Annotated in this window: 22 protein-coding genes; 11 read left to right on the top strand and 11 right to left on the bottom strand. The window is 57.6% G+C overall.

Going from position 1 to position 21,302, the window contains the following annotated elements:
- Positions 1-524 precede the first annotated feature (524 nt).
- The 4 genes from UN63_RS14430 to UN63_RS14415 are packed head-to-tail and all read right to left on the bottom strand — an operon-like array spanning position 525 to position 4,434.
- Complete coding sequence (locus UN63_RS14430) at positions 525-1,373, bottom strand: 23S rRNA (adenine(2030)-N(6))-methyltransferase RlmJ (protein WP_104487802.1); 849 nt, start codon at positions 1,371-1,373, stop codon at positions 525-527.
- A gap of 14 nt (positions 1,374-1,387) precedes the next feature.
- The gene (locus tag UN63_RS14425; protein ID WP_104487800.1) at positions 1,388-1,819 is read right to left on the bottom strand and encodes a TIGR02444 family protein; all 432 of its coding nucleotides are present in this window, start codon (positions 1,817-1,819) and stop codon (positions 1,388-1,390) included.
- Positions 1,816-3,714 (bottom strand): ABC transporter ATP-binding protein, encoded by a 1,899-nt coding sequence (locus UN63_RS14420; RefSeq protein WP_104487797.1) that lies wholly within the window; start codon positions 3,712-3,714, stop codon positions 1,816-1,818. Before UN63_RS14420 ends, UN63_RS14425 begins: the two co-directional genes overlap by 4 nt.
- 30 nt (positions 3,715-3,744) lie before the next feature.
- Positions 3,745-4,434: a hypothetical protein gene (locus tag UN63_RS14415; protein WP_104487795.1), complete on the bottom strand. Its 690-nt coding sequence runs from the start codon at positions 4,432-4,434 to the stop codon at positions 3,745-3,747.
- Between the two features lie 62 nt (positions 4,435-4,496).
- Between UN63_RS14415 and UN63_RS14410 the strand changes: the two genes are divergently transcribed.
- Together UN63_RS14410 and UN63_RS14405 are read left to right on the top strand one after the other, a co-directional pair.
- Positions 4,497-4,697 (top strand): YheV family putative zinc ribbon protein, encoded by a 201-nt coding sequence (locus tag UN63_RS14410; protein WP_104487793.1) that lies wholly within the window; start codon positions 4,497-4,499, stop codon positions 4,695-4,697.
- Positions 4,698-4,837: 140 nt separating this feature from the next.
- A complete protein-coding gene (locus UN63_RS14405; RefSeq protein WP_104487791.1) occupies positions 4,838-5,365 on the top strand; it encodes an FKBP-type peptidyl-prolyl cis-trans isomerase in 528 nt (175 codons plus the stop codon).
- Between the two features lie 42 nt (positions 5,366-5,407).
- Here the strand turns inward: UN63_RS14405 and UN63_RS14400 are convergent, their stop codons facing one another.
- The 3 genes from UN63_RS14400 to UN63_RS14390 form a co-directional block, all read right to left on the bottom strand.
- Positions 5,408-6,346, bottom strand: a complete 939-nt coding sequence (locus tag UN63_RS14400; protein ID WP_104487789.1) for an AEC family transporter — start codon at positions 6,344-6,346, stop codon at positions 5,408-5,410.
- 134 nt (positions 6,347-6,480) lie between these two features.
- Positions 6,481-7,782, bottom strand: coding sequence for a TRAP transporter large permease (locus UN63_RS14395; protein ID WP_104487787.1), 1,302 nt, complete (start codon positions 7,780-7,782; stop codon positions 6,481-6,483).
- Positions 7,783-7,811: 29 nt separating this feature from the next.
- Complete coding sequence (locus tag UN63_RS14390) at positions 7,812-8,300, bottom strand: TRAP transporter small permease (RefSeq protein WP_104487785.1); 489 nt, start codon at positions 8,298-8,300, stop codon at positions 7,812-7,814.
- 304 nt (positions 8,301-8,604) lie between these two features.
- On the opposite strand from UN63_RS14390, the gene UN63_RS14385 reads away from it, so the two are divergent.
- The 7 genes from UN63_RS14385 (at position 8,605) to UN63_RS14355 (ending at position 16,311) form a co-directional block, all read left to right on the top strand.
- Positions 8,605-9,576: a TRAP transporter substrate-binding protein gene (locus UN63_RS14385; RefSeq protein WP_104487782.1), complete on the top strand. Its 972-nt coding sequence runs from the start codon at positions 8,605-8,607 to the stop codon at positions 9,574-9,576.
- Positions 9,577-9,688: 112 nt separating this feature from the next.
- Positions 9,689-10,444 carry an FCD domain-containing protein gene (locus tag UN63_RS14380; RefSeq protein ID WP_104487780.1) on the top strand — a complete coding sequence of 252 codons (756 nt, stop codon included), beginning with the start codon at positions 9,689-9,691 and terminating at the stop codon, positions 10,442-10,444.
- Between the two features lie 97 nt (positions 10,445-10,541).
- Positions 10,542-11,726 carry a mannonate dehydratase gene (gene uxuA, locus UN63_RS14375; RefSeq protein WP_104487777.1) on the top strand — a complete coding sequence of 395 codons (1,185 nt, stop codon included), beginning with the start codon at positions 10,542-10,544 and terminating at the stop codon, positions 11,724-11,726.
- Between the two features lie 88 nt (positions 11,727-11,814).
- Entirely contained in the window at positions 11,815-13,290 is a 1,476-nt protein-coding gene (locus tag UN63_RS14370) for a mannitol dehydrogenase family protein (protein ID WP_104487775.1), read from the top strand.
- A 24-nt stretch (positions 13,291-13,314) separates the two neighbouring features.
- Positions 13,315-14,736: a glucuronate isomerase gene (gene uxaC, locus UN63_RS14365; protein WP_104487773.1), complete on the top strand. Its 1,422-nt coding sequence runs from the start codon at positions 13,315-13,317 to the stop codon at positions 14,734-14,736.
- Positions 14,733-15,683, top strand: coding sequence for a sugar kinase (locus UN63_RS14360; RefSeq protein WP_104487770.1), 951 nt, complete (start codon positions 14,733-14,735; stop codon positions 15,681-15,683). The genes uxaC and UN63_RS14360 overlap by 4 nt, the downstream gene beginning before the upstream one ends.
- 1 nt (position 15,684) lies before the next feature.
- Positions 15,685-16,311, top strand: coding sequence for a bifunctional 4-hydroxy-2-oxoglutarate aldolase/2-dehydro-3-deoxy-phosphogluconate aldolase (locus tag UN63_RS14355; RefSeq protein ID WP_104487768.1), 627 nt, complete (start codon positions 15,685-15,687; stop codon positions 16,309-16,311).
- A gap of 480 nt (positions 16,312-16,791) precedes the next feature.
- Here the strand turns inward: UN63_RS14355 and UN63_RS14350 are convergent, their stop codons facing one another.
- Positions 16,792-17,007, bottom strand: a complete 216-nt coding sequence (locus tag UN63_RS14350) for a SlyX family protein (protein WP_104487766.1) — start codon at positions 17,005-17,007, stop codon at positions 16,792-16,794.
- A gap of 357 nt (positions 17,008-17,364) precedes the next feature.
- Between UN63_RS14350 and fkpA the strand changes: the two genes are divergently transcribed.
- Positions 17,365-18,150, top strand: coding sequence for an FKBP-type peptidyl-prolyl cis-trans isomerase (fkpA, locus tag UN63_RS14345; protein ID WP_104487764.1), 786 nt, complete (start codon positions 17,365-17,367; stop codon positions 18,148-18,150).
- Between the two features lie 16 nt (positions 18,151-18,166).
- On the opposite strand, the gene UN63_RS14340 is transcribed toward fkpA, so the two are convergent.
- Positions 18,167-18,490: a GIY-YIG nuclease family protein gene (locus UN63_RS14340; RefSeq protein ID WP_104487807.1), complete on the bottom strand. Its 324-nt coding sequence runs from the start codon at positions 18,488-18,490 to the stop codon at positions 18,167-18,169.
- Between the two features lie 96 nt (positions 18,491-18,586).
- Positions 18,587-19,036 (bottom strand): protein-disulfide reductase DsbD domain-containing protein, encoded by a 450-nt coding sequence (locus UN63_RS14335; protein WP_104487762.1) that lies wholly within the window; start codon positions 19,034-19,036, stop codon positions 18,587-18,589.
- A 217-nt stretch (positions 19,037-19,253) separates the two neighbouring features.
- Between UN63_RS14335 and UN63_RS14330 the strand changes: the two genes are divergently transcribed.
- Entirely contained in the window at positions 19,254-19,754 is a 501-nt protein-coding gene (locus UN63_RS14330; RefSeq protein WP_229793587.1) for an FxsA family protein, read from the top strand.
- Between the two features lie 394 nt (positions 19,755-20,148).
- Here the strand turns inward: UN63_RS14330 and UN63_RS14325 are convergent.
- The coding region (locus UN63_RS14325; RefSeq protein ID WP_104487760.1) for an MATE family efflux transporter at positions 20,149-21,302 on the bottom strand (1,154 nt) is incomplete at its 5' end.

Here is a 21,302-nt window from a genome sequence, read left to right as displayed (position 1 = left end):
ATATTGACGACCTTACCGGCTTTTTTGTTGGCAATGACGTGGTAAAGAGGCAATAGGGTCACCTCCATTCGACACGCTACGGATAATGACACTCACCATTTCAGCCTGCTGCGAACATTCACTGGATGTACGGTCAGGCTGCAACAGTTCGTCACGGCGAGACAAGCTCGCCCCATGTAAGCTCGGAAATGCCATCTGACCGCCAGGGAGGGCGGGAATGCCGGAACGGCAGGAGCATTTTCCGGCCATGGCATTTCACGGTCGATGGAGGCGATCCCTGTTGCCTCTATCCCTGACATCTGCGGTGGCTGTAATTCCTAAATTCCGCGCTCTGAGCTGTTGTTGGAGCACTGACAGGCGATGCACGAGCTTAATGGAGGGCAAAGGGATCTGCTCAGCCGACCATCCGCGCCAAGGATGGCGCGGCTGAGCCTACACGGATGTATTTACGGCGGGTCGGCGGAGCGGGCCCTTTGGCCTCTTTTTCGCGGGCTGTTTCAAATCGGCTGAGCCGGTTTTATTTTTCAGCCGTCGGCTCTCTTCAGCCACTCCAGTTTCCAGTCGGCGGCCTTGTCCTGGGCCAGGGTGTCTTTCAGCCTCGGCAGTAGCTCGGTCAGCTGTTCATCCAGCTTCCAGGGCGGATTCAGTACTATCATGCCCGAGCCGTACATGCCGAAGTCGTCGGCCTGCGCACTCACGCTGAGCTCGGCGCACAACACCTGTTCGAAGCCACAGTTGGCCAACGCCTCCTTGAGGGCGCCACTGCGATCGACCGCCTTGGCCAGCAGCGGATACCAGATGGCATAAATGCCGATGGGCCAGCGCTTATAGGCCTTGGTCAGGGTGGTGGCCACGGTCTGGTAATCTTCTTTCAGCTCGTAGGGCGGGTCAATCAGCACCAGGCCGCGCTTGGGGGTGGGCGGCAGCAGCGCCGGCAGCCCTTCAAAGCCGTTACGGTGATGAATGGCGACGCCGTTACCCATGTTCTGACGCAACAGGTCCACCTCGTTATGGTGCAGTTCCATCAGCGTCAGGCTGTCTTGCGGGCGCTGGAAGTGCTCTGCCACCTTGGGTGAGCCGGGATAAAAGTCGAGCTCGTCGGTCGGGTTCATGGCCTCGATGGCGGCAAAGTAACCCGCCAGTTGCGGCCATTTGCGGCGCTGTTGCCACAAGGGCGCTATGCCGCCCAGATACTCCGACTTTTTCTGGGTCCATTCGTGGTCCAGCGCGTAGCCACCGGCACCGGAGTGGGTGTCGATATAGGAATATCCCTTGTCCTTGACGCACAGCGCCTCGAGGATAAAGGCCTGCACGGCGTGTTTGAGTACATCGGCGTGATTGCCGGCATGAAAGGCGTGGCGATAGCTAAGCATGAAAGTAGTCCGTATTAACCGGCGAGTTTAAGCTGCCACAGCGGCGCGTCGGCCACCTGCAGCAGGGTTAGATAGGTGAGCAAGGCACCGCTGCCGGGCCGGGGCGGATGTTGCGCCAGCACCTGCAGCAGTTCCTGTTGTTGCCAGCGCTCGAGCTCCAGCTCGTGTTGCAACAGCTGAACGTAATCCTCGTTGTCGAGTCGGGTCTTGAGCCGGCGGCGCAGTGCGCGCCACTGGGTAAATAAGCCCATGCGCTCCTGCAACAGCGGCAAGAAGTGCGCGGGGTCGGCACCGAGCCCGCGTTCTTCCAGCATCAGTAGCAGCAGCAGCAGGTTGACGTTGGCGCCGTGCTCGTCCTGCAGTTGCAGGCAGGCCTGAGCCACGCCGGGGCGGGCGTAATACTGCTCGCTGAACTGCCAGAACTGCTCGTGGCCGGGAAGGCTCATGCCTGCTCCAGCTCTTCCAGTTGCTCTTGCAGCTCCAGCCACTCGGCTTCCACCTCGGCCAGTTTTTGTTGCAGGGGGATCTGCGCCTTCAGCAGTTGCTGCAAGCTGGCTTTTTGCTCGGCGGCATAAATGTCCGGGTCGGCCAGGCTCTGCTCTATATCAGCCAGTTGCTGCTGGCATTGCTCCATCTGCTGCTCAAGTTTGGTAATGGCCTTGCGCAGCGGCTGGGTTTGCTGGCGCAGCTCGGCCTGACGGCGTTTTTCCGCCTTGCGATTCTGGGCCGAGTTGTCGCCGGCCGTGCTGACCGACTCGGGCTGGGCGGCCTTGTCCTGGGCCACCAGCCACTGATGGTAATCTTCGATATCGCCGTCGAACGGTTGCACCCGGCCGCCGTCCACCAGATAGAACTCGTCGGTGGTGGCGCGCAGCAGATGGCGGTCGTGAGACACTATGACCATGGCGCCTTCGAAGACCTGCAACGCCAGGGTCAGGGCCTCGCGCATGTCCAGATCCAGGTGGTTGGTGGGTTCATCCAGCAACAGCAGGTTGGGCTTCTGGTAGACGATCAGCGCCAGTACCAGTCGGGCTTTTTCACCGCCGGAGAAGGGACCGACCGGATCCTTGACCTGGTCGCCTCTGAAGTCGAAGCCGCCCAGATAATCGCGCAGGCTCTGCTCGCTGGCCTTGGGGTCGAGCCGGGCCAGGTGGGTGAGCGGCGATTCTTCCAGGTGCAGGCTTTCCAGCTGGTGCTGGGCAAAGTATCCCAGCGAGATGCCGTTGCTGGCTTCCAGCTTGCCCGACATCGGCGTTAGCTCGCCGGACAACAGCTTGATAAAGGTGGATTTGCCGGCGCCGTTACGACCGAGCAGGCCGATACGAGAGCCGGGTACCAGGTTGAGCTTGATGTCGGACAGAATCGCCTTGCCGCCGTAGCCGGCAGACAGCTTTTCCATCGCAATCAGCGGTATCGGCAGGCTGGCCGGGGCGCGAAAGCTGAAGTTGAACGGCGAGTCTACATGGGCCGGCAGAATCTTCTCCATCCGCTCCATGGCCTTGAGCCGGCTCTGGGCCTGCTTGGCCTTGCTCGCCTTATAGCGAAAGCGGTCCACGTAGTCCTGCATGTGGCTGAGGGCACGCTGCTGCTTCTCGAACATGGACTGCTGCAAGGACAGCTGTTCGGCGCGCATGCGCTCGAAGTCGGAATAGTTGCCGGTGTATTCGTTGAGCAGGCTGTTTTCGATGTGAATAATCCGGTTCACCACGGCGTCGAGAAAATCCCGGTCGTGGGAGATCAGGATCAGGGTGCCTTCATAGCTGTTCAGCCAGCGCTCCAGCCAGATCACCGCGTCCAGATCCAGGTGGTTGGTGGGTTCATCGAGCAGCAGCAGGTCGGAACGGCAGATTAGGGCCTGGGCCAGGTTGAGGCGCATGCGCCAGCCGCCGGAAAAAGCGCTGACCGGGCGGCCCTGGGCCTCGTTGGAAAAACCCAGGCCGTGCAGCAGTTCGGCGGCGCGGGCATGAACATGATAGCCGCCGTGAATATCGAGCCTGCCGTGCAGCTCGGCGATGGCAATGCCGTCGTGGCGGTCTTCGGCCTGCTCCAACTCTTTGCACAGGCGACGGTATTCCCGGTCGCCGTCAATCACGTAATCCAGTGCCGAACAGCTCAGTGCCGGGGTTTCCTGGGCCACACTGGCCAGTTGCCAGTCGGAGGGCAGATTGAACTGGCCGCTGTCGATACTTAGCTCGCCCTTGAACAGGGCGAACAGGGTGGATTTGCCACAGCCGTTTTTCCCCACCAGACCCACTTTCTGGCCGCCGTGAATGGTGGCGTTGGCATCTTTCAGCAGGGGGCGGCCGCCCCGGAGTAGTTCAATCTGGTTGAGGGTGATCATAGGATCCTGACTTGTGACAAAAACGACATTTTACCCGGTTTTACCGCTTCGATGACAGGGGTGGGCCAGCCAATGACGACAATCCTGTTCGAATTGCGGCACCGAGGTAAAGCCATGGCTCTGTACCAGCTGTTCTAGGTTCGGGCTTTTGGCCAGATCCCGCAGCACCAGCAATAGGGCGCACTGGCGGCGAAAGCTGTCTGCGTCGCAGCCGAAACGGCGGCGAAACTCAGCCTCTTGTGCCGATGCCAGGGTAAAGGCGGTGGGGTTGGCGGTGACCAACTTCTGCAGCGGCGGCTGTGAGGCGGCCGGCAGCAGGGTCTGAAGTTGCAGTTCATCATGCAGAATTCGACACAGGCGACCATGGGCGCCTTGCCAGTCTTGCTCGCCCGGCCAGTCGGCCAGTCGGGCGGCGATGGCGACCAGCAAGGGGGAGGGGGCCAGCCTGCCGGCACTGGTGGGCTGGTTCAGCCGAGGCGAAAGCTCGACCCGGCTCAGCCGGCTGTGGGCAAAGCCATGCCAGGCAAACAGGGTATCGGCGGGCAGAAAGGCGGCCTCGCCCTCGACCAGCGGATAATAATGGCGGCCCAGCTGCAGTAGCCCGGCGCCCTGGTGCATCAGCAGCAGCACGCCTTTGAGGTGACGCTGGCGTTTGCCTGGCACCAGGTGAGGCAGATCAAAAAGCTGATGACGAATGCTGTAATGGGCGGTTGTGGTCATTGTAGTAGGTTCATTTTTGGCGGAGAATTCGGGGTCAGGTTTGTCGTTCAGGATGTAACACCATGGAAACCCGTCGTAAAAAGCGATTTATTGCCGGGGCGGTCTGCCCCCGCTGTAACGCCATGGACACCATGATGCTGTATATGGAGCACGGTGTCGAGAAAGTCGAATGTGTCGGCTGCGGCCACACTCAAAGCCAGACCGACGACCAGGTCAAGCAAGCCAGTAGTGGCGAAGTGATCGGCGTATTCAAGCCGGAATAAACTCAAGCCGGCATAAACTCAAGCTGGCATAAACAAGGGCAAACGGCGGTCACAACGAGTGGTACTTGTGTGGCAGTCGCATTTCATCCCGACTTGCCATCCTGTATGCTATGACAATATTCACCAGTAGGGTTATTCCCATGAAAGTATCCGAAAACAGCGTGGTTACGCTGGACTTTACCGTCACCAATACTAACGGTGACATCCTCGACTCCACCGAAGGCAAGCAGCCGCTGGAATACCTGCACGGTACCGGCTATCTGGTGGCCGGTCTGGAAGTGGTATTGAACGACAAGGTAGTAGGCGAAGACTTCGATGTGACCCTGAGCCCCGAGCAGGCTTACGGCGAGCGCGACGATGGCCTGGTACAGTCGGTGCCCGGTGAGCTGTTCGACGGCATGGAAGTGGCCGAAGGCGACACCTTCGTGGCCGAAACCGATGACGGTCATCGGCCGGTGACCATCGTCGAAGTGGCGGAAGAATACGTCAAGGTGGACGGCAACCATCCGCTGGCCGGCATGACCCTGACCTTCAAGGGCGTGGTACGCGAAGTGCGTGAAGCGACCGAAGAAGAGCTGGCGCATGGTCATGTACATGGCGAAGACGGCCATGATGATCACGACCACGATCATGACCATTCAGGCGGTTGCTGCGGTCACAAGCACTAAGCCTCGGCTCGGCAGTAAAAAAAGGCGCCTCGGCGCCTTTTTTTATGTCTGCAGCAGCCACAGGGCCATGGAAATGGTGATAAAGGCGGTCATCGTTGTCAGCAGCAGAGTGCCTGCACAAAAGCGGCCATGGCCGAACTGAGCCCCGATAATCGGGTACATGCTCATCATTGGCATGGCGGCAATCAGTACCAGAGCCTTGCTCAAACCGGGATCAAAGGGCGGCAGCAGCCAGATCATCAGCGCTGCCAGCAGAGGATGAAGGATTAATTTTCCCACCATCACCATCCCCATGTCGGGCAGGTTGCTCTGAATCCTGTTACCGACCAGGGAGCCGCCAATCGCAAACAAGGCCACGGCGACGGATGCCTGACCGAGCAGACCTAGAGGCAGGCTGATGGCTTCCGGCAGTCGGATGCTCAGCAAGGACACACACAGACCCGCCATGATCGCCAGCAACAGGGGGTTGCGCAGCAGGCGCCTCAGCAGCAGCCAGCAGAGTGAGCCGGTTCTGGGCTGGCCTTCTCTGGGCGTGTTGTATTCGAGCAACAAGAGGCCAAGCGGAATAATGATCAGGTTTTCCACCATGACCGACATGGCAAAAGCCTTGGCCGACGACGTCTCCAGTACTTGCAACAGTATCGGGTAGCCAAAAAAAGCACTGTTGGGAGCCGTCATACCCATGACCTGGATGGCCGCCAGCGAGCCGTCTTTATGCCGGAAACAGCGGATCAGCAGCAGGGCCGTAACTAAGGTTAACAGGGAGCCGCCGGCATAGGCGATCAGATACAGTGGATCCAGCACCTGTTCGAATTTCATCTGGCTAAGATTCTGGAACAACAGGGCGGGCATGGCGAAATACAGCACGAACTGCCCCAGGCCTTGGCTGGCCTGGGGGGTGAGCAGTTGCCTGCTGACTGCGACATAGCCCAAGGCAATAAGCAGGAATATGGGTACCATGATCGAAAGGATGGAGGTCATCGGGCATTCCCTTGCTGATGATATCTGCCGGACGGCAGTCTTGCTTCGGTGGCCGGAGAAGGGCCTGAAAACGTTGGCCGGGAAGAGCGAGTAGCGCTTCCCGGCCAGTGGTTGTATCAGTAATTCAGTAAGTATCAGTACCCCAATAGCAGTCTGGGCAGGAACAGACTGATTTCAGGGACATAGGCCACGAGTAATAAGGTGGCGAAGAGTACCGCATAGAAGGGCAGTAGCGGCTTGATCACTTTATCAATCGATACGCCGCCGACGGAGCAGCCGATAAACAGGGCACTGCCGACCGGGGGAGTACAGATGCCGATACACAAGTTAAAGGTCATCATGATGCCGAAATGAACCGGGTCCAGCCCCATTTCCTGGGCGATGGGCCAGAAGATAGGCGTGAAAATCAGTACCGCCGGGGTCATGTCCATGAAAATACCGACCACCAGCAGGATGACGTTGATGATCAACAGTAGCACCAGCGGATTTTCCGAGATGGCAAGCAAAGCATCACTGATCATGTAGGGGATATCGGCGTTGGCCATGGCCCAGGACATGCCCATGGAAGCGCCGATCAGTAGCAGCACTATGGAGGTGGTAATGGCCGAGTCCAGGATGATTTTGGGCAGATCCTTTACCTTTACCTCACGATACACGCCTACCGCCAGGAGTAGGGTATAGACAACGGCAATGGCGGACGCTTCGGTGGCGGTAAACACGCCGGAAATAATACCGCCCATAATAATGAAGATCAGCGCCAGCGAAGGCAGGGCATCCCAGGTCAGACGGACTACGTCCTGCCAGGTAGAGCGTTTATCTACCGGATAACCACGGCGCTTGGCGATGAGGCCAGCCACCAGCATGATACCCAGGCCCATCAGCATGCCCGGGAGATAACCGGCCAGAAACAGCGCTGAAATTGAGGTACCACCCGAGACCAGGGAGTAAACGATCAGGGTATTGGATGGCGGTATCAGCAGGCCGCTCGGGCAGGAGGCAATATTAACGGCGGCGGAATAGGCCGGGCTGTACCCCTCTTTTCGCTGCATCGGCGCCATGGTGCCGCCCACGGCGGCGGCGGAAGCGACAGCTGAGCCTGAAATGGAGCCGAACATCATGTTGGCCAGCACATTACAGTGGGCCAAAGAACCGGGCAGACGGCCGGCCAGTACTTTTGCCAGGTTGATCAGCCGCATGGCGATACCGCCACAGTTCATGATGTTGCCGGCCAGAATAAAGAACGGAATTGCCAGCAGTGAAAAGCTGTCCAACCCCGACGCCATTTTCTGGGACACCACGGCGATGGCCGGTTCAAGGGGTAATGACAGCAGTATGGTCAGTACCGAGGAGATACCGATGGCAAAGGACACGGGAATGCCTAATGCCAGAAACACAAAGAAAGAACCAAACAAGGTCAGAATGACTTGCCATTCCATAGTAAACCCTTCCTGTAAACCGAAAAATGTTATGCCGCGGGGGAGGTAAGCGTTTTCAGCTTATCCAGCGAGTCCACGACACAATAAAACAGTATCCCGATGCCACTGATTGGCAGACAGAGATAGACGTATCCCATGGGGAGCCCCAGGGCTGGTGAGATCTGGCCGGTAGACAGTGTCTTGTTCACCAGGCCCAAGCCTCCATAGACCATGATGACCGACGCGAAGCCGGCAACCGCCAGCTGAACCAGCAGTTCGGAGCAGGCCTTGCGTTTTCCCGTCAGTCGCATGGTCAGCAGATCGATGGCCAGGTGACGCTTTAACCCTGTTGCATAGGCGGCACCGAGCAGGCCGACCCACATGAACAGGAATCGAGCCATTTCGTCGGTGACTGTGCTGGGGGCACCAAGTACATAGCGACTCAGTACCTGCCAGACCACACACCCGACCAGGACTGTCGATATTGAAATAGTCAGCCAGGCTAAGGTTTGGTTGACCAGGTTGGTTAATGCTTTCATGTTATTACCTTGGCTTATCAGTGCACTGGGTAGCTGGACCCCGTTCCTAGCTGGGGAACAGCGGTACATCGATTATTTTCTGGGTCTTGCAGCGATTTTAGTGATGAATGATACAACAATGTTGATGAGTGTCACGAAAACATTGGTATAATATGTCTGCGTGTTTCAAGTGTGATTTGGCTCAACCAATCTGGGGTTGGTTTTTGACTTTGATGGGCGGAGGGCACAAGGTACATGTTGAGAAATGGAGTCGGCTTGTACTGAACGAGCAGCTAGTTCAAAAATACACATGGAGAAAATCTGTATGTTGGGTAAAAAATCAATGCTGGCGATGGTTGTAGGTGCGACCATCGCCATGAGTGGCGCCGTACAGGCCACTACTCTCAAGCTGAGCCATAATATGGATACCAGCTTCCCGGTTCACAAGGCCATGAAATTTATGGCAGAAAGAGCCAAGGAGCTGTCCGGTGGCGACCTCAAGATCCGTATCTACCCCAATGGCCAGCTGGGTTCTCAGCGTGAATCACTGGAACTGATTCAGAACGGTGCCCTGGATATGGCCAAGTCGAATGCGGCCGAGCTGGAGGCGTTTGCCAAAGCCTATGGTGCTTTCAACCTGCCTTACCTGTTTGATGATCAGGATCATTACTACCGGGCGCTGGAAAGCGACATTGGCAAGCAGATCCTGCAGTCCTCCGAGGCGAACGGCTTTGTCGGCATCACCTATTACGATGCAGGAGCTCGCAGCTTCTATGCCAAAAAAGCCATTAACTCACCGGCTGATATCAAGGGCATGAAGGTCCGCGTACAGCCCAGCCCGACCGCTGTTGAAATGATTAAGCTGCTGGGCGGTCACCCTACGCCGCTGGCGTTTGGTGAGCTGTATACCGCTCTGCAGCAGGGCGTAGTGGATGCCGCCGAAAACAACCTGCCGTCGATGACCATGAATCGTCACAGCGAAGTGACCAAGTTTTTCAGCATGGACGAGCACACCATGATCCCGGATGTGCTGGTGATCTCCGCCAAGGTATGGAAAGAGCTGCCAGAGCATGAGCGTAATGCCCTGAGCCAGGCCGCTGCAGAGTCCATGCAGGAAATGAGAAAGCTGTGGGCCGAATCGGAAATCGCCGAGCGCGAGTCCGCCGAGAAGCAGGGAGTGGAGTTTGTCACCGTCGATAAAGTCCCTTTCCAGCAGGCCGTTGCGCCCATGTACGACACATTGAAACAGGAAGATCCCGAGCTTTATCAGCTGGTTGATGGCTTGCGTAACCTGTAATCCGCGTTGGCAAGCCACAAAAGAAAATTGGTATACCAATTTGGTTGCGTGGCTTGCCAGCTCTGATAGAATTTGTTGATGCGATAATATTTTAGGTTCGGGATTGTTGACCATGTTCGAGTCAAAACGATTGTATCAGGAGATAGGCATGAAGCTGCGCGATGAGCTTCGTTCCGGTCGTTACCAAATCGGCGATCGACTGCCTCCCGAGCGTAATATCGCGGAACAGTTGGGCGTCAGTCGCACCGTAGTACGTGAGGCGATGATCATGCTGGAGCTGGAAAACCTGATCGATGTGCGCAAGGGCTCGGGAGTATATGTGATCAATCTGCCCGGCCAGCAACATGATCTGCCGTCTCTGAAAGCCATACATGACGATGTCGGACCATTCGAGTTATTACAGGCCCGGCAGTTGCTGGAGAGTGATATTGCTGCCTTTGCGGCGACTCAGGTGACCAAGAGCGGCATAGCCCAGATGCGTCAGGCACTGGAGTTAGAGCGCCAGTCACTGCTGGCCGATGAAGATAATGAAGACGGCGATGAGCTGTTTCACCGGTTGATAGTCGAGGCCACCGAGAACGGGGTGCTGATAGATATTATTCATCAGCTCTGGTTACGGCGGAAAAACAGCCCCATGTGGCAAAAACTGCACTCTCGTATTGCCGGTACCAGCTATCGTCGCTCCTGGCTGGATGATCATCTCAAGATACTGGCCGCACTCCAACGAAAAGATCCCAAGGCCGCTCGTCAAGCCATGTGGCAGCACCTGGAAAATGTCAAAGAAACCCTGCTGGAATTATCGGATATTGAAGATCCTGAATTTGATGGCTACCTATTCAGCTCAATTCCGGTTGCCATTGGCGAATAGCAAGACCCTGTTTTAAATAAAGATACTCTGTCTCTGTTGAATAGCTGCCACTGGTAGCTAGAGGGGCAGGCTATGCCTAAAAGATGAGGATTACCTAATGGAACAAACATGGCGCTGGTATGGCCCGAATGATCCCGTATCGCTGGCCGATGTGCGGCAGGCTGGTGCAACCGGCGTTGTTTCCGCCTTGCATCATATACCCAATGGCGAGGTTTGGCCGGTTGAGGAAATACAGACCCGTAAAGCAATGATCGAGCAAAGCGGCCTGGTATGGTCTGTGGTGGAAAGCGTGCCTATCCACGAAGACATCAAGACCCAGACCGGCGATTATCTGCAATACATCGAAAACTACAAGCAGTCACTGCGTAATCTGGCCGAGTGCGGTATCCATACTGTCTGTTACAACTTCATGCCGATCCTGGACTGGACTCGTACCGATCTGGAATACGAGCTGCCGGATGGTTCCCGTGCACTGCGTTTCGATCAAATAGAATTTGCCGCCTTCGAATTGCATATCCTGAAGCGCCCCGGGGCCGAAGCCGATTATACGCCTGAAGAAGTGGAACAGGCCAAGGCATGCTTCGAGGCTATGTCAGATGCCAGCAAGCAGCGGCTCACTCGTAATATCATCGCCGGTCTGCCCGGTGCCGAAGAAGGCTACACCATAGAGCAGTTTCGTGAGCGTCTGGCCGAGTATGACGGTATCGACAAGGCCAGGCTGCGTGAGCACTTTGCCTTTTTCCTGAATAACATCATACCGGTTGCCGAGCAGTGTGGCCTGCGCATGGCGGTTCACCCGGACGATCCGCCACGTGCCATTCTGGGTCTGCCGCGTATCGTTTCCACCGTCGAAGACATGCAGTGGATGGTCGATACCATCGACAGCATTGCCAACGGTTTTACCATGTGTACCGGCTCTTACGGCGTACGTGCCGACAACGATCTGGTCAATATGATCCAGCGCTTCGGTAATCGTATCTACTTTACCCACCTGCGCGCCACCTGCCGGGAAGATAACCCCAAGACCTTCCATGAAGCGGCTCATCTCAATGGTGACGTGGATATGTACGAAGTGGTCAAGGCTATCCTTGCAGAAGAACATCGTCGCAAGCAGGAAGGTAATGAGCTGCTGATCCCGATGCGTCCCGACCACGGCCACCAGATGCTGGACGATCTGAAGAAAACCACCAACCCGGGCTACTCCGCCATCGGCCGCCTGAAAGGCCTGGCCGAAGTCAGAGGCGTGGAGCTGGCAATTAAACGGGCTTTCTTCAGTAACTGATTTTCGTGGGTAGTAAAATATCAAAGGGCTTTCGGAGTAATCACGATGAAAGCCCTATTTTTTATGATGAGCAGTAAAAGGTTTTCAAATGACTAATGTCGATAAAAATATTGTAAATGCCGAGCTTAATCCCAACGTGAAAAAAGTGAGTTACGATCGTAGTCATTTAAAAACCAGAATTGTTCATTTGGGTTTCGGTGCTTTCCATCGGGCCCATCAGGCGCTGTTTAACGATGAACTGGCAGCCAGTCATAACAGTGACTGGGGCCAGTGCGTGGTCAAGCTGTTCAGTGGGGCCGACGAAATCAGCGCCCTGCGCGCCCAGGACCATCTTTATACCGTGGTCGAGAAAGGCGCCGAACAGACCGATGTCAAGGTGATCGGTGTGGTGCGTGAATCCCTGCATCCTCAACTGGACGGTATTGATGCGGTGCTGGAAAAAATGGCCGAACCCGATGTCGCCATCATCTCCCTGACCATCACCGAAAAAGGGTATTGCGTTGATCCGGCCACCGGTCGACTGGATAAGGATAATGCGCTGATCGCCCATGATCTGCTTGACCCGGCCCACCCTCAGTCCGCCATCGGGTACCTGGTGCAGGCCCTGCAGATAAGGCGCGAACGGGGTCTGGGCGGTTTTTCGGTCATGTCCTGCGACAATGTGCCGGAAAACGGCCAGCTGGTTCGCCAGGTTGTGCTGGATTTTGCCGCGCAGCGGGATCCGGAGCTGGCCGACTGGATCGGTACCCATGCCAGTTTTCCCTGCACCATGGTCGATCGTATCGTACCGGCAGCCACGGCTGACTCCCTGGCCGAGATCACCGAGCTGCTGGGTGTCGCGGATCCCTGTGCCATCGCCTGCGAGCCGTTTCGCCAGTGGGTGATCGAAGACCACTTCGTTGCCGGTCGCCCGCAGTGGGAGCGGGTCGGTGCCGAGCTGGTACAGGACGTGGTGCCTTTCGAGGAAATGAAGCTGCGCATGCTCAACGGCAGCCACTCTTTCCTGGCTTATCTGGGATACCTTGGCGGCTACCAGCATATCGATGAAACCATGACAGATGCCCATTACCGCCGGGCGGCACTGGCCCTGATGACTCAGGAGCAGGCGCCGACCCTGAACATGCCGGCCGGCACCGATCTGACTGCCTATGCCGAGATGCTGATTGAGCGGTTCGCCAATCCCAACCTGAAGCACAGAACCTGGCAAATTGCGATGGACGGTAGCCAGAAGCTGCCACAGCGTCTGCTGCAACCCGTTCGAACTCATCTGCAACGGGGCACCGACTTTCCCCATCTGGCGCTGGGTGTGGCCGGCTGGATGCGCTATGTCAGCGGCGTGGACGAACAGGGGCAGGCTATCGATGTACGGGATCCCATGGCGGCTCAGCTCAAGACTATTTGTGATCAGCATGGACTGAATATTTCAGTGGTACCCGCGCTGGCTGGGGTTGAGGCCATTTTCGGTACCGATCTGGCAGCCGAGCCGCAGTTTATTGATGCGGTCACCCAGGCCTATACCAGGCTGATGACGGATGGCGCGCGCGCCGCCGTGGCCGCCTTATAACGCATTGGCTAACAAGGATATTTTATGAAACCCTTTCTCGATGATGACTTTTTGCTGAGCACCCCGACGGCCGTGCGCCTGTACCACGAGTTCGCCAAAGATCAGCCGATTTATGATTACCACTGTCACCTGAGTCCACAGGCGGTGGCCGAAGATCAGCAGTTTGATAACCTGAGCCAGATCTGGCTGGCGGGGGATCATTACAAGTGGCGAGGCATGCGTTCGGCCGGCATCGATGAGCGGCTGATCACCGGCAATGCCACCGATCTCGAAAAATATCAGGCCTGGGCCAGAACCGTGCCCCAGTGCCTGGGCAATCCCCTGTATCACTGGACTCACCTCGAGTTGAAGCGGCCCTTCGGTATTACCGGCACCGTGCTCAATCCCGACACCGCCGGTAGCATCTGGAACCGGTGCAACGATCTGCTGGCCACGCCCGAGTTTTCCGCCCGGGGCATCATGCGTCAGATGAAGGTCAAGATGGTCGGTACCACGGATGATCCCGTCGATTCGCTGGAATACCACAAGGCCATTGCCGAAGACAACAGCTTCGATATTGAAGTGGCCCCGAGCTGGCGTCCGGATCGGGCCTTTAAAATCGAACTGGACGGCTTTGCCGACTATATGACCCTGCTGGGGCAGGCCGCCGATATCGAGATTCGTCGCTTTGACGATCTGTTGAGCGCCCTGACCCGTCGCCTGGATCACTTTGCTGCCCACGGTTGCCGCGCCGCCGATCACGGCATCGAAATCGTGCGTTTTGCCGCGGTTCCTGCCGAAAGCGAGCTGGATAGCCTGCTGGCCCGTCGCCTGGCCGGGGAAGCCCTGAGCGAGCAGCAGGCCGCCCAGTTCAGCACGGCGGTCCAGGTCTGGCTGGGGCGTCAATACGCCAGGCGGGGCTGGGTGATGCAGCTGCATATTGGTGCCCAGCGTAACAACAACACCCGCATGTTCCGTCTGCTGGGTGCCGATGCCGGCTTCGACTCCATTGGCGACAAGCCTTTTGCCTTCGAGCTGGCCTCGTTGCTCGATGCCATGGACATCACCGATGAGCTGCCCAAGACCATCCTTTACTGCCTGAACCCGCGGGACAACGAGATGATGGCCACCATGATCGGCAACTTCCAGGGCGGTGGTATCGCCGGCAAGGTGCAGTTTGGCTCGGGCTGGTGGTTCAACGATCAGAAAGACGGCATGCAGCGCCAGCTGGAGCAATTGTCCCAGCTTGGCCTGCTGAGCCAGTTTGTCGGCATGCTCACCGACTCGCGCAGCTTCCTGTCCTATACCCGTCATGAATACTTCCGCCGTATCCTGTGCGAGATGATTGGCAACTGGGTAGAAAAGGGCGAAGCGCCGAACGATATCCAGCTACTCGGCAGCATGGTGCAGAACATCTGTTACCACAATGCCAGGGACTATTTCCGTTTGCCGGGAGAAGAGGCATGAAACGCATTGCCATTATCGGTGAGTGCATGATAGAGCTGAACGGAGCTCCCTTTGGCGCCATGCAGCAGACTTATGGTGGCGACAGCCTGAACACCGCCGTCTATCTTGCCCGTACCGCCGGTGACGCCGTTAATATCGATTACATTACCGCCATGGGTACCGATGCGCTGAGTGAGGGCATGGTGGCACGCTGGCAGCAGGAAGGGCTAAATACCGAACAGGTGCTGCGGGATCCACAGCGTCAGCCCGGCCTGTATCTGATCCAGCTGGACGAGCAGGGGGAGCGTACTTTCCTCTACTGGCGTAACCAGTCTGCCGCCCGTCATATGATGCAGCACCCGCAGTTTGACGCCGTTGCCGAGCATCTGGCCAGCTGTGAGCTGGTGTATCTGAGCGGGATCAGCCTGGCGATACTGCCGGCGGAAGACCGACGCCGCTTGTTGTCGCTGCTGAAAACCCTGTCTGAGCAGGGAGTGGTCATTGCCTTCGACAGCAATTACCGCCCCGCGCTGTGGCATGATCTGGAAGAAACCCGGGCTGCCTATGGCGAGATCCTGTCTTTCACCGATCTGGCGCTGGTGACTTTTGATGACGAACAGGCCATCTGGGGTGATGAGGTACCGGAAGCAGCCCTGAGCAGACTCTACCGTCAGGGAGTAAAAAAAGCGGTAATCAAGCTGGGCGCCGAAGGTTGTTTGTATGGTGAGGCCGCGAGCGGCCAGGCCGAACTCGTCGGCACCACTCCCGTCAGCCATGTGGTGGATACCACCTCGGCCGGCGATGCCTTCAATGCGGGATTCCTTGCCGGCTATTTAGCCGAGAAGCCGGCCGCCGTCTGTTGCCGTCAGGGCCATCAACTGGCCGGTATCGTTATCCAGCATAAAGGCGCCATTATTCCCGCCTCGGCCACCGCAGATGTGAATTTTACTACTACAAGGATTGCTTAACATGAGTACGCTCGTTGAACAGATTGCTGACCTGAAAATACTGCCGGTTATCGTTATCGACAAGGCCGAGGACATTGTTCCCCTGGGCAAGGTGCTGGCGGAGAATGGCCTGCCGGCCGCGGAAATTACCTTCCGCTCCGATGCGGCGGTGGAGGCGATCCGACTGTTGCGTCAGGCGCAGCCCGATATGCTGATCGGCGCCGGTACTGTGCTCACTCGTGAGCAGGTGGTGGCAGCCAAGGAAGCCGGGGCCAGCTTTATCGTGTCTCCGGGCTTTAACCCGAATACGGTCAAGGCCTGTCAGGATCTGAATATTCCGATTATTCCGGGCACCAACAACCCCAGCACCATTGAAGCCGCCCTGGAGATGGGCCTGACCACGGTCAAGTTCTTCCCGGCGGAAGCGTCCGGTGGCGTCAAGATGATCAAGGCCCTGCTCGGCCCCTTCAACCAGCTGAAAATCATGCCCACCGGCGGTGTGAATGCCAACAACATCAACGATTACCTGGCCATCCCCGGGGTGATCGCCTGTGGCGGTTCCTGGATGGTGGACAAGGCGCTGGTCAATGCCGGCAACTGGGATGAAATCGGTCGCCTGACCCGTGAGGCGGTCAAACTGGTTAAATAATACCAATCCCAGTAATGATCTGGTCATATTGAGGCCCCCAGACCAGAGGCAACACAGCCGCCTCCCTCGACACGCCATAAACCCATCCGTGGGGGCTCGGAAATGCCGTCCTTGGCATTTCACGGTCGTGGGAGCCGTTCTCTGTTGCCTCTTCTGGAACTCCGAGTTGCCTGCAGACGGTACCAACAGGCAACGCCGGAGCATCAAGGAGGGCAAAGGGATCTGCTCCACCGACCATCACATGACAAGGACGTCATGTGCTGAGCGTCACAAGGAGGTGCTTGAGCGAGTCGGTGGAGCGGGCCCTTTGTCCGGGATTGGCATGACAGTCAAACAGATCGAGTGTTTAATTTAATTGGTATAACACAAGTCACTGAATCGAGTATATAAAGCAGGATGGCGGTGGCTGTCCTGCTTTTTTTTAAGCGCGCCAGACCCTAGATATAGAGAGCAGGCCCCACCAGCTCGGTTTCGTATGATTCAATAATGCGGCGGCGGGGTTTCCTCTGCCTCGGGGGCGACTTCTCCCGGCTGCAGTTCTTTCAGTTTTTTCACCATCAGGCTGAGCTGGCTCTTGAGGCGGGCGTTGTCGGCACTCAGGGTCGTCACCTCCAGGTTTAGCTGCTCTATGGTGTCGTCCTGAAAGGCCAGCCGGGTTTCCAGCTGCTCCAGACGGTGCAGTATGTCTTCATTCATGATTCTGTTCTCTCGAGTGTTGGGCCCAGGTTTCGCCGAGGCCGGAGGAGCTGACGCTGTAAATATGCTGCGGATCGATAAAGGCCACGTCATAAACCATGGCGCTGGCGGACGCAACCGGGTATGTAGGTCAACCTGTCAGCACGGGGCCCAAGCTAACGGCTCTGGGTAACTGAGGCATAGCTCGCATCGCAACCGGAGATCAGCAAAATGTGACGCACAGTGTCATCATCAGCAGGCTGGTGGGCATTTTTATGAGCTTGGGCTTTCGCATCGGCAACTTGAAACGGTAGTATAGGTCCGGATTGATAAGCATCTCATTTTCCATGGTATTTTTCCCCTGTTCTGGAGTGAATAATGAAAAAACTGTTACAAGTCAGTTTGCTGGCCTCTGCGGTGTTGGTGGGTCTGAGTGGTTGTAAGGAAGAGCAGGCGTCTGCCCCTACGGCTGTGGAAGCGGCACCTGAGCTGACCAGCTTCGAAGCCAAGTCTGCCTACGCCATCGGCCTGTCCATGGGGCGTTACATCGGCTCCACCCTGGAAAAACAGCAAGAGCTGGGTGTCGATCTGGATAACGACACCATACTCCGGGGCGTTAAAGACGGTTTCTCCGATGCGGGTCAGATGAGCGACGAAGAAATTCAGACCGCGCTGACCGCTTACGACGAGCATATTAACGGGCTGATCGAAACCCAGGCCAAAGAGCAGGCGGCGACCACCCTGGAAGAGGGCAAGAAGTTCCTGGAAGAAAACGCCAAGCGTGACGGCGTCAAGGTGACCGAGGCCGGCCTGCAGTACGAAGTGCTGACCGAAGGCGAAGGCGCCAAGCCTGCGGCTGAAGACGTGGTGACAGTGCACTACACCGGCACCCTGGTCGATGGCACCACCTTCGACAGTTCGGTAGAGCGTGGCGAGCCGGCAAGCTTCCCCCTGAATCAGGTGATCCCGGGCTGGACCGAAGGCGTACAGCTGATGTCTGTGGGCTCCAAGTACAAGCTGTTTATCCCGGCCGAGCTGGGTTATGGCGAGTCTGGCGCCGGTAGCATTCCCGGTAATGCGGTACTGGTATTCGAAGTCGAGTTGCTGGATATCAAGGCAGCCGACCAGCCGGAAGCCAAACCACAAGCTCCGGTCGCGGAGTAAGGGAACAGACGGCGCCTCAGGGCGCCGTTTTTATTGATGCCTGCAGCGCCATCCAGCCGGTGTCGTCTTGCAGCAGCCGCTCTTTATGCGTCTTGCTCAGTCGCTTCAGACGATATTCCAGCTGTAGCGCCACAGATTGACTGGCCACTGTGCGTTGCCACACCAGTTCGGCCGGGCGGCGAGACCAGACATAGCGGGAGGCGCGAGAGGCCTGCTGGTTATGTTCCTTGCAGCGGCGCTCCGGATCCAGGCTGATACCCGCATAGAAGCTGCCGTCACGACAGCGCAGCAGGTAAATATGCCAGGGCGGAGCCGGGTTATCGGGGGCGTCGTCACTCATGCTGTTCTCATCGTGCATGCTGTGCCCGTCGAAGATAATACCTGTTTATTGACGTAACGCAGCGGCACTCTATTAACGTAACGCCGCGGCGCTCCATTAACGCAGCGGTGCCAGAGGAATGCTGACCTGCTGGGGGGCATAGCAGAGTCCGCTGGTGCAGCCCTGGTAGCTGATTTCGGTCCGACCGTCGGACTCCACCTGCTGCAGCGGTATGGTCAGCTCAAGCTTCTGGTAATAAACCTGAGTCTTACCGAAATACTCGTCTTCGTGCGGGGTTCCTGTGGGCAGATCCCAGTCGCCGAAACTGGCATTGTGGGGTGATACCGACAGCCGATGGCGATAAAGGTAATAGCCGGGCGGCATCGCGAACTCCAGCTGCAGGCCTGCGGGCGTTTGCTTGCTGGTGAGCACAAACGCCTGTTCTACCGGAAGAAAAGAGGAGCTGGCTACCGGCTCCGGGCTTAGGCCCAGCCATTCCAGCACCCCTGCCTGACTCGGGAGACCGACCAGTGCCGTGGTCAGAAGTAACAGCGGTATACGCAACATGAATCACCTTTGGCTGGTATTGGTGGCGGAGTGAGAAGGAGCTATTACCGAGAGTACAGCGATAGGCCCGGTACGAGTTCCCAAGACTCGGCCTGCTACTATAGCGCCGGCCCGGTCTAAAATCATCGCGATGCATGATTTGAAAATAACGCCGTTCGCCCCCATGTTGATGGTTTCACCCGAATAAATCGCCAATGCAGGCGAAGATGAGGTTTTAGTGGGTAAGATTTTTTTGATGTTTGTCGGCGCTACCCTGTTGGAAATTTTTGTTTTCATCGAGGTGGGGTCGGCCATCGGCGCCTGGAGTACCATAGCGCTGATCATGCTGACTGCCGTGGTCGGCATCAGCCTGGTGCGCATTCAGGGCGTACAGACTTTGATGGAAGCCCAGCGCAAGGTGAATCTGGGCGAGACCCCGGCTCGGGAGATGCTGGCCGGCATCATGCTGGCCATGAGTGGTGTCTTGCTGCTGTTGCCGGGCTTCGTGTCGGATCTGGGGGGCCTCTTGCTGCTGCTGCCGCCGGTACGTGAGATGCTGGTCGAGCGCTTCATGAGCCGGGCGCATGTGCGCGGAAACAAGGGCCACACCTTTACCGCCGAATACCATGAATACAGCGAAACCCGCACTACTCAGGACCGGCTGGGCCAATACTCGGACCGAGGTGATGAAGGCACTACCTTCGACGGTGAGTTTCAGCGCAAGGACGATGATAAATAATCAACACATAGCGGTAAGCCGTCAGCGATCGGCTAATAGCAAACAGGGTAAATAACCGATCTATTTGGTGGTCTGCAAAGGTCGGACAAAGGGCCAGCTCCTCCGACACGCCGTGAATACCTCCCTGTAGGCTCCGCCGCGCCATCCATGGCGCGGAGGGTCGGCGGAGCAGATCCCTTTATCCTCCCTGAAGCTCCGGCGTCGCTTGCTCGTGATGCCAACAGCTAACTCGGGCGTCAAGAAGAGGCAGCGGGGATTGCCTCATTCGACCGTCAAATGCCAGGGATGGCATTTGCTGAGCGTTACATGGATGTACTTGAAGCGTGTCGGAGGAGGCAACCCTGTTGTCTCTTTATCCCGATAGCTGATTTGTGACTAAGAGACAGTTACAGCTTTAGCTTGTCGGGTGATTGATTTTCCAGGGAAAGCGCCGCCAGGCGAAACCACCGGCGATGATGCCCGCCAGCATGTTGGCTATCATGATGCCGGTAAAGACACCGGTTTCTCCCCACCAGAGATTGCCCAGCCAAGCCAGCGGTAGCAGCAGGCCGAACAGCCGGATGCCGTTGAACAGCAGTGAAATACTCGATACCCGCAGCCCGTTCAGGGCCGATGCCAGCAGCATGAAACACCCCTGCAAACCATACCCTAATGGCACCATCCGCAGATAAAACGTCAGGTGCCGGCTCACCTCGGCACTGTCGGTAAACTGGCGCGCCAGCCAGGGGGCCAGCCACCACAAGAGCCCGAATACCAGCAATTGAAAGCCGAGCGCGAAGCGCATCGATAGCAGCAAGGCCTCTCTGCTGCGTTGATGCAGGCCGGCCCCGGTATTCTGGGAAATAAAGGGCGCCAGCACCGAGCTCAGCGCCATCATGGCAATCAGCATCAGTGCCTCGATGCGCGAGGCCGCACCGTAGGCGGCGACCACCTCCGTGCCCAGACCGGCCAGTATCATCATCAGCACCGCCGTGGTGAGCGGATTGAGCAGATTGGTAAAAGAGGCGGGAATAGCCACCTGCAACAGCTGGCGCCAGTGCGGGAGCACACGGTCCATTCGCAGCCACGGCCACAGCAGTAGTCGTTCCCGACGCCACAACAGCCAGAGCCCGACGCAAGTGGCCATCAGCCAGGAGCAGGCCGAGGCGATGGCGGCGCCCCTGATGCCCAGCTCGGGAAAAGGCCCGAGTCCGAAGATAAGCAGCGGGTCGAGCAGGCCGTTGACCAGGCCGGCCACTATCATCACCAGGCTGGGCGTGCGGGTATCGCCGGTGGCGCGAATGGCCGCATTGCCCACCATGGGCAACACCAGCAACGGCATCGTCAGATACCAGATCAGCATATAGTCGTGGATAGGTGCCAGCAGGGCATCGGTTGCGCCCAGCAGCCGGAACAGGGGATCTATGGTGGTGGCCCCCAGCCCGGCCAGCAGGCATACCAGCGCCAGCGCCAGCAGCAGGCTGTGGCTGGTGAACTGGGCGGCCTCTTGCCGGTTGCCGGCGCCCAGCGCCTGGCCCAGGCAGGCGGACAGCCCGGCGCCCAGGCCCA

The organism is Oceanisphaera arctica, assembly GCF_002936955.1.
Classification (GTDB): Bacteria; Pseudomonadota; Gammaproteobacteria; order Enterobacterales; family Aeromonadaceae; genus Oceanimonas; species Oceanimonas arctica.
Note: the sequence above shows the minus strand (reverse complement) of the source record. Positions and strands in the feature narration are given on the sequence as shown.

Coding starts and splice junctions, on each gene's coding strand:
- UN63_RS14430 (WP_104487802.1), bottom strand. CDS start 1,373: ATGCTTAGCTATCGCCACGCCTTTCATGCCGGCAATCACGCCGATGTA.
- UN63_RS14425 (WP_104487800.1), bottom strand. CDS start 1,819: ATGAGCCTTCCCGGCCACGAGCAGTTCTGGCAGTTCAGCGAGCAGTAT.
- UN63_RS14420 (WP_104487797.1), bottom strand. CDS start 3,714: ATGATCACCCTCAACCAGATTGAACTACTCCGGGGCGGCCGCCCCCTG.
- UN63_RS14415 (WP_104487795.1), bottom strand. CDS start 4,434: ATGACCACAACCGCCCATTACAGCATTCGTCATCAGCTTTTTGATCTG.
- UN63_RS14410 (WP_104487793.1), top strand. CDS start 4,497: ATGGAAACCCGTCGTAAAAAGCGATTTATTGCCGGGGCGGTCTGCCCC.
- UN63_RS14405 (WP_104487791.1), top strand. CDS start 4,838: ATGAAAGTATCCGAAAACAGCGTGGTTACGCTGGACTTTACCGTCACC.
- UN63_RS14400 (WP_104487789.1), bottom strand. CDS start 6,346: ATGACCTCCATCCTTTCGATCATGGTACCCATATTCCTGCTTATTGCC.
- UN63_RS14395 (WP_104487787.1), bottom strand. CDS start 7,782: ATGGAATGGCAAGTCATTCTGACCTTGTTTGGTTCTTTCTTTGTGTTT.
- UN63_RS14390 (WP_104487785.1), bottom strand. CDS start 8,300: ATGAAAGCATTAACCAACCTGGTCAACCAAACCTTAGCCTGGCTGACT.
- UN63_RS14385 (WP_104487782.1), top strand. CDS start 8,605: ATGTTGGGTAAAAAATCAATGCTGGCGATGGTTGTAGGTGCGACCATC.
- UN63_RS14380 (WP_104487780.1), top strand. CDS start 9,689: ATGTTCGAGTCAAAACGATTGTATCAGGAGATAGGCATGAAGCTGCGC.
- uxuA (WP_104487777.1), top strand. CDS start 10,542: ATGGAACAAACATGGCGCTGGTATGGCCCGAATGATCCCGTATCGCTG.
- UN63_RS14370 (WP_104487775.1), top strand. CDS start 11,815: ATGACTAATGTCGATAAAAATATTGTAAATGCCGAGCTTAATCCCAAC.
- uxaC (WP_104487773.1), top strand. CDS start 13,315: ATGAAACCCTTTCTCGATGATGACTTTTTGCTGAGCACCCCGACGGCC.
- UN63_RS14360 (WP_104487770.1), top strand. CDS start 14,733: ATGAAACGCATTGCCATTATCGGTGAGTGCATGATAGAGCTGAACGGA.
- UN63_RS14355 (WP_104487768.1), top strand. CDS start 15,685: ATGAGTACGCTCGTTGAACAGATTGCTGACCTGAAAATACTGCCGGTT.
- UN63_RS14350 (WP_104487766.1), bottom strand. CDS start 17,007: ATGAATGAAGACATACTGCACCGTCTGGAGCAGCTGGAAACCCGGCTG.
- fkpA (WP_104487764.1), top strand. CDS start 17,365: ATGAAAAAACTGTTACAAGTCAGTTTGCTGGCCTCTGCGGTGTTGGTG.
- UN63_RS14340 (WP_104487807.1), bottom strand. CDS start 18,490: ATGAGTGACGACGCCCCCGATAACCCGGCTCCGCCCTGGCATATTTAC.
- UN63_RS14335 (WP_104487762.1), bottom strand. CDS start 19,036: ATGTTGCGTATACCGCTGTTACTTCTGACCACGGCACTGGTCGGTCTC.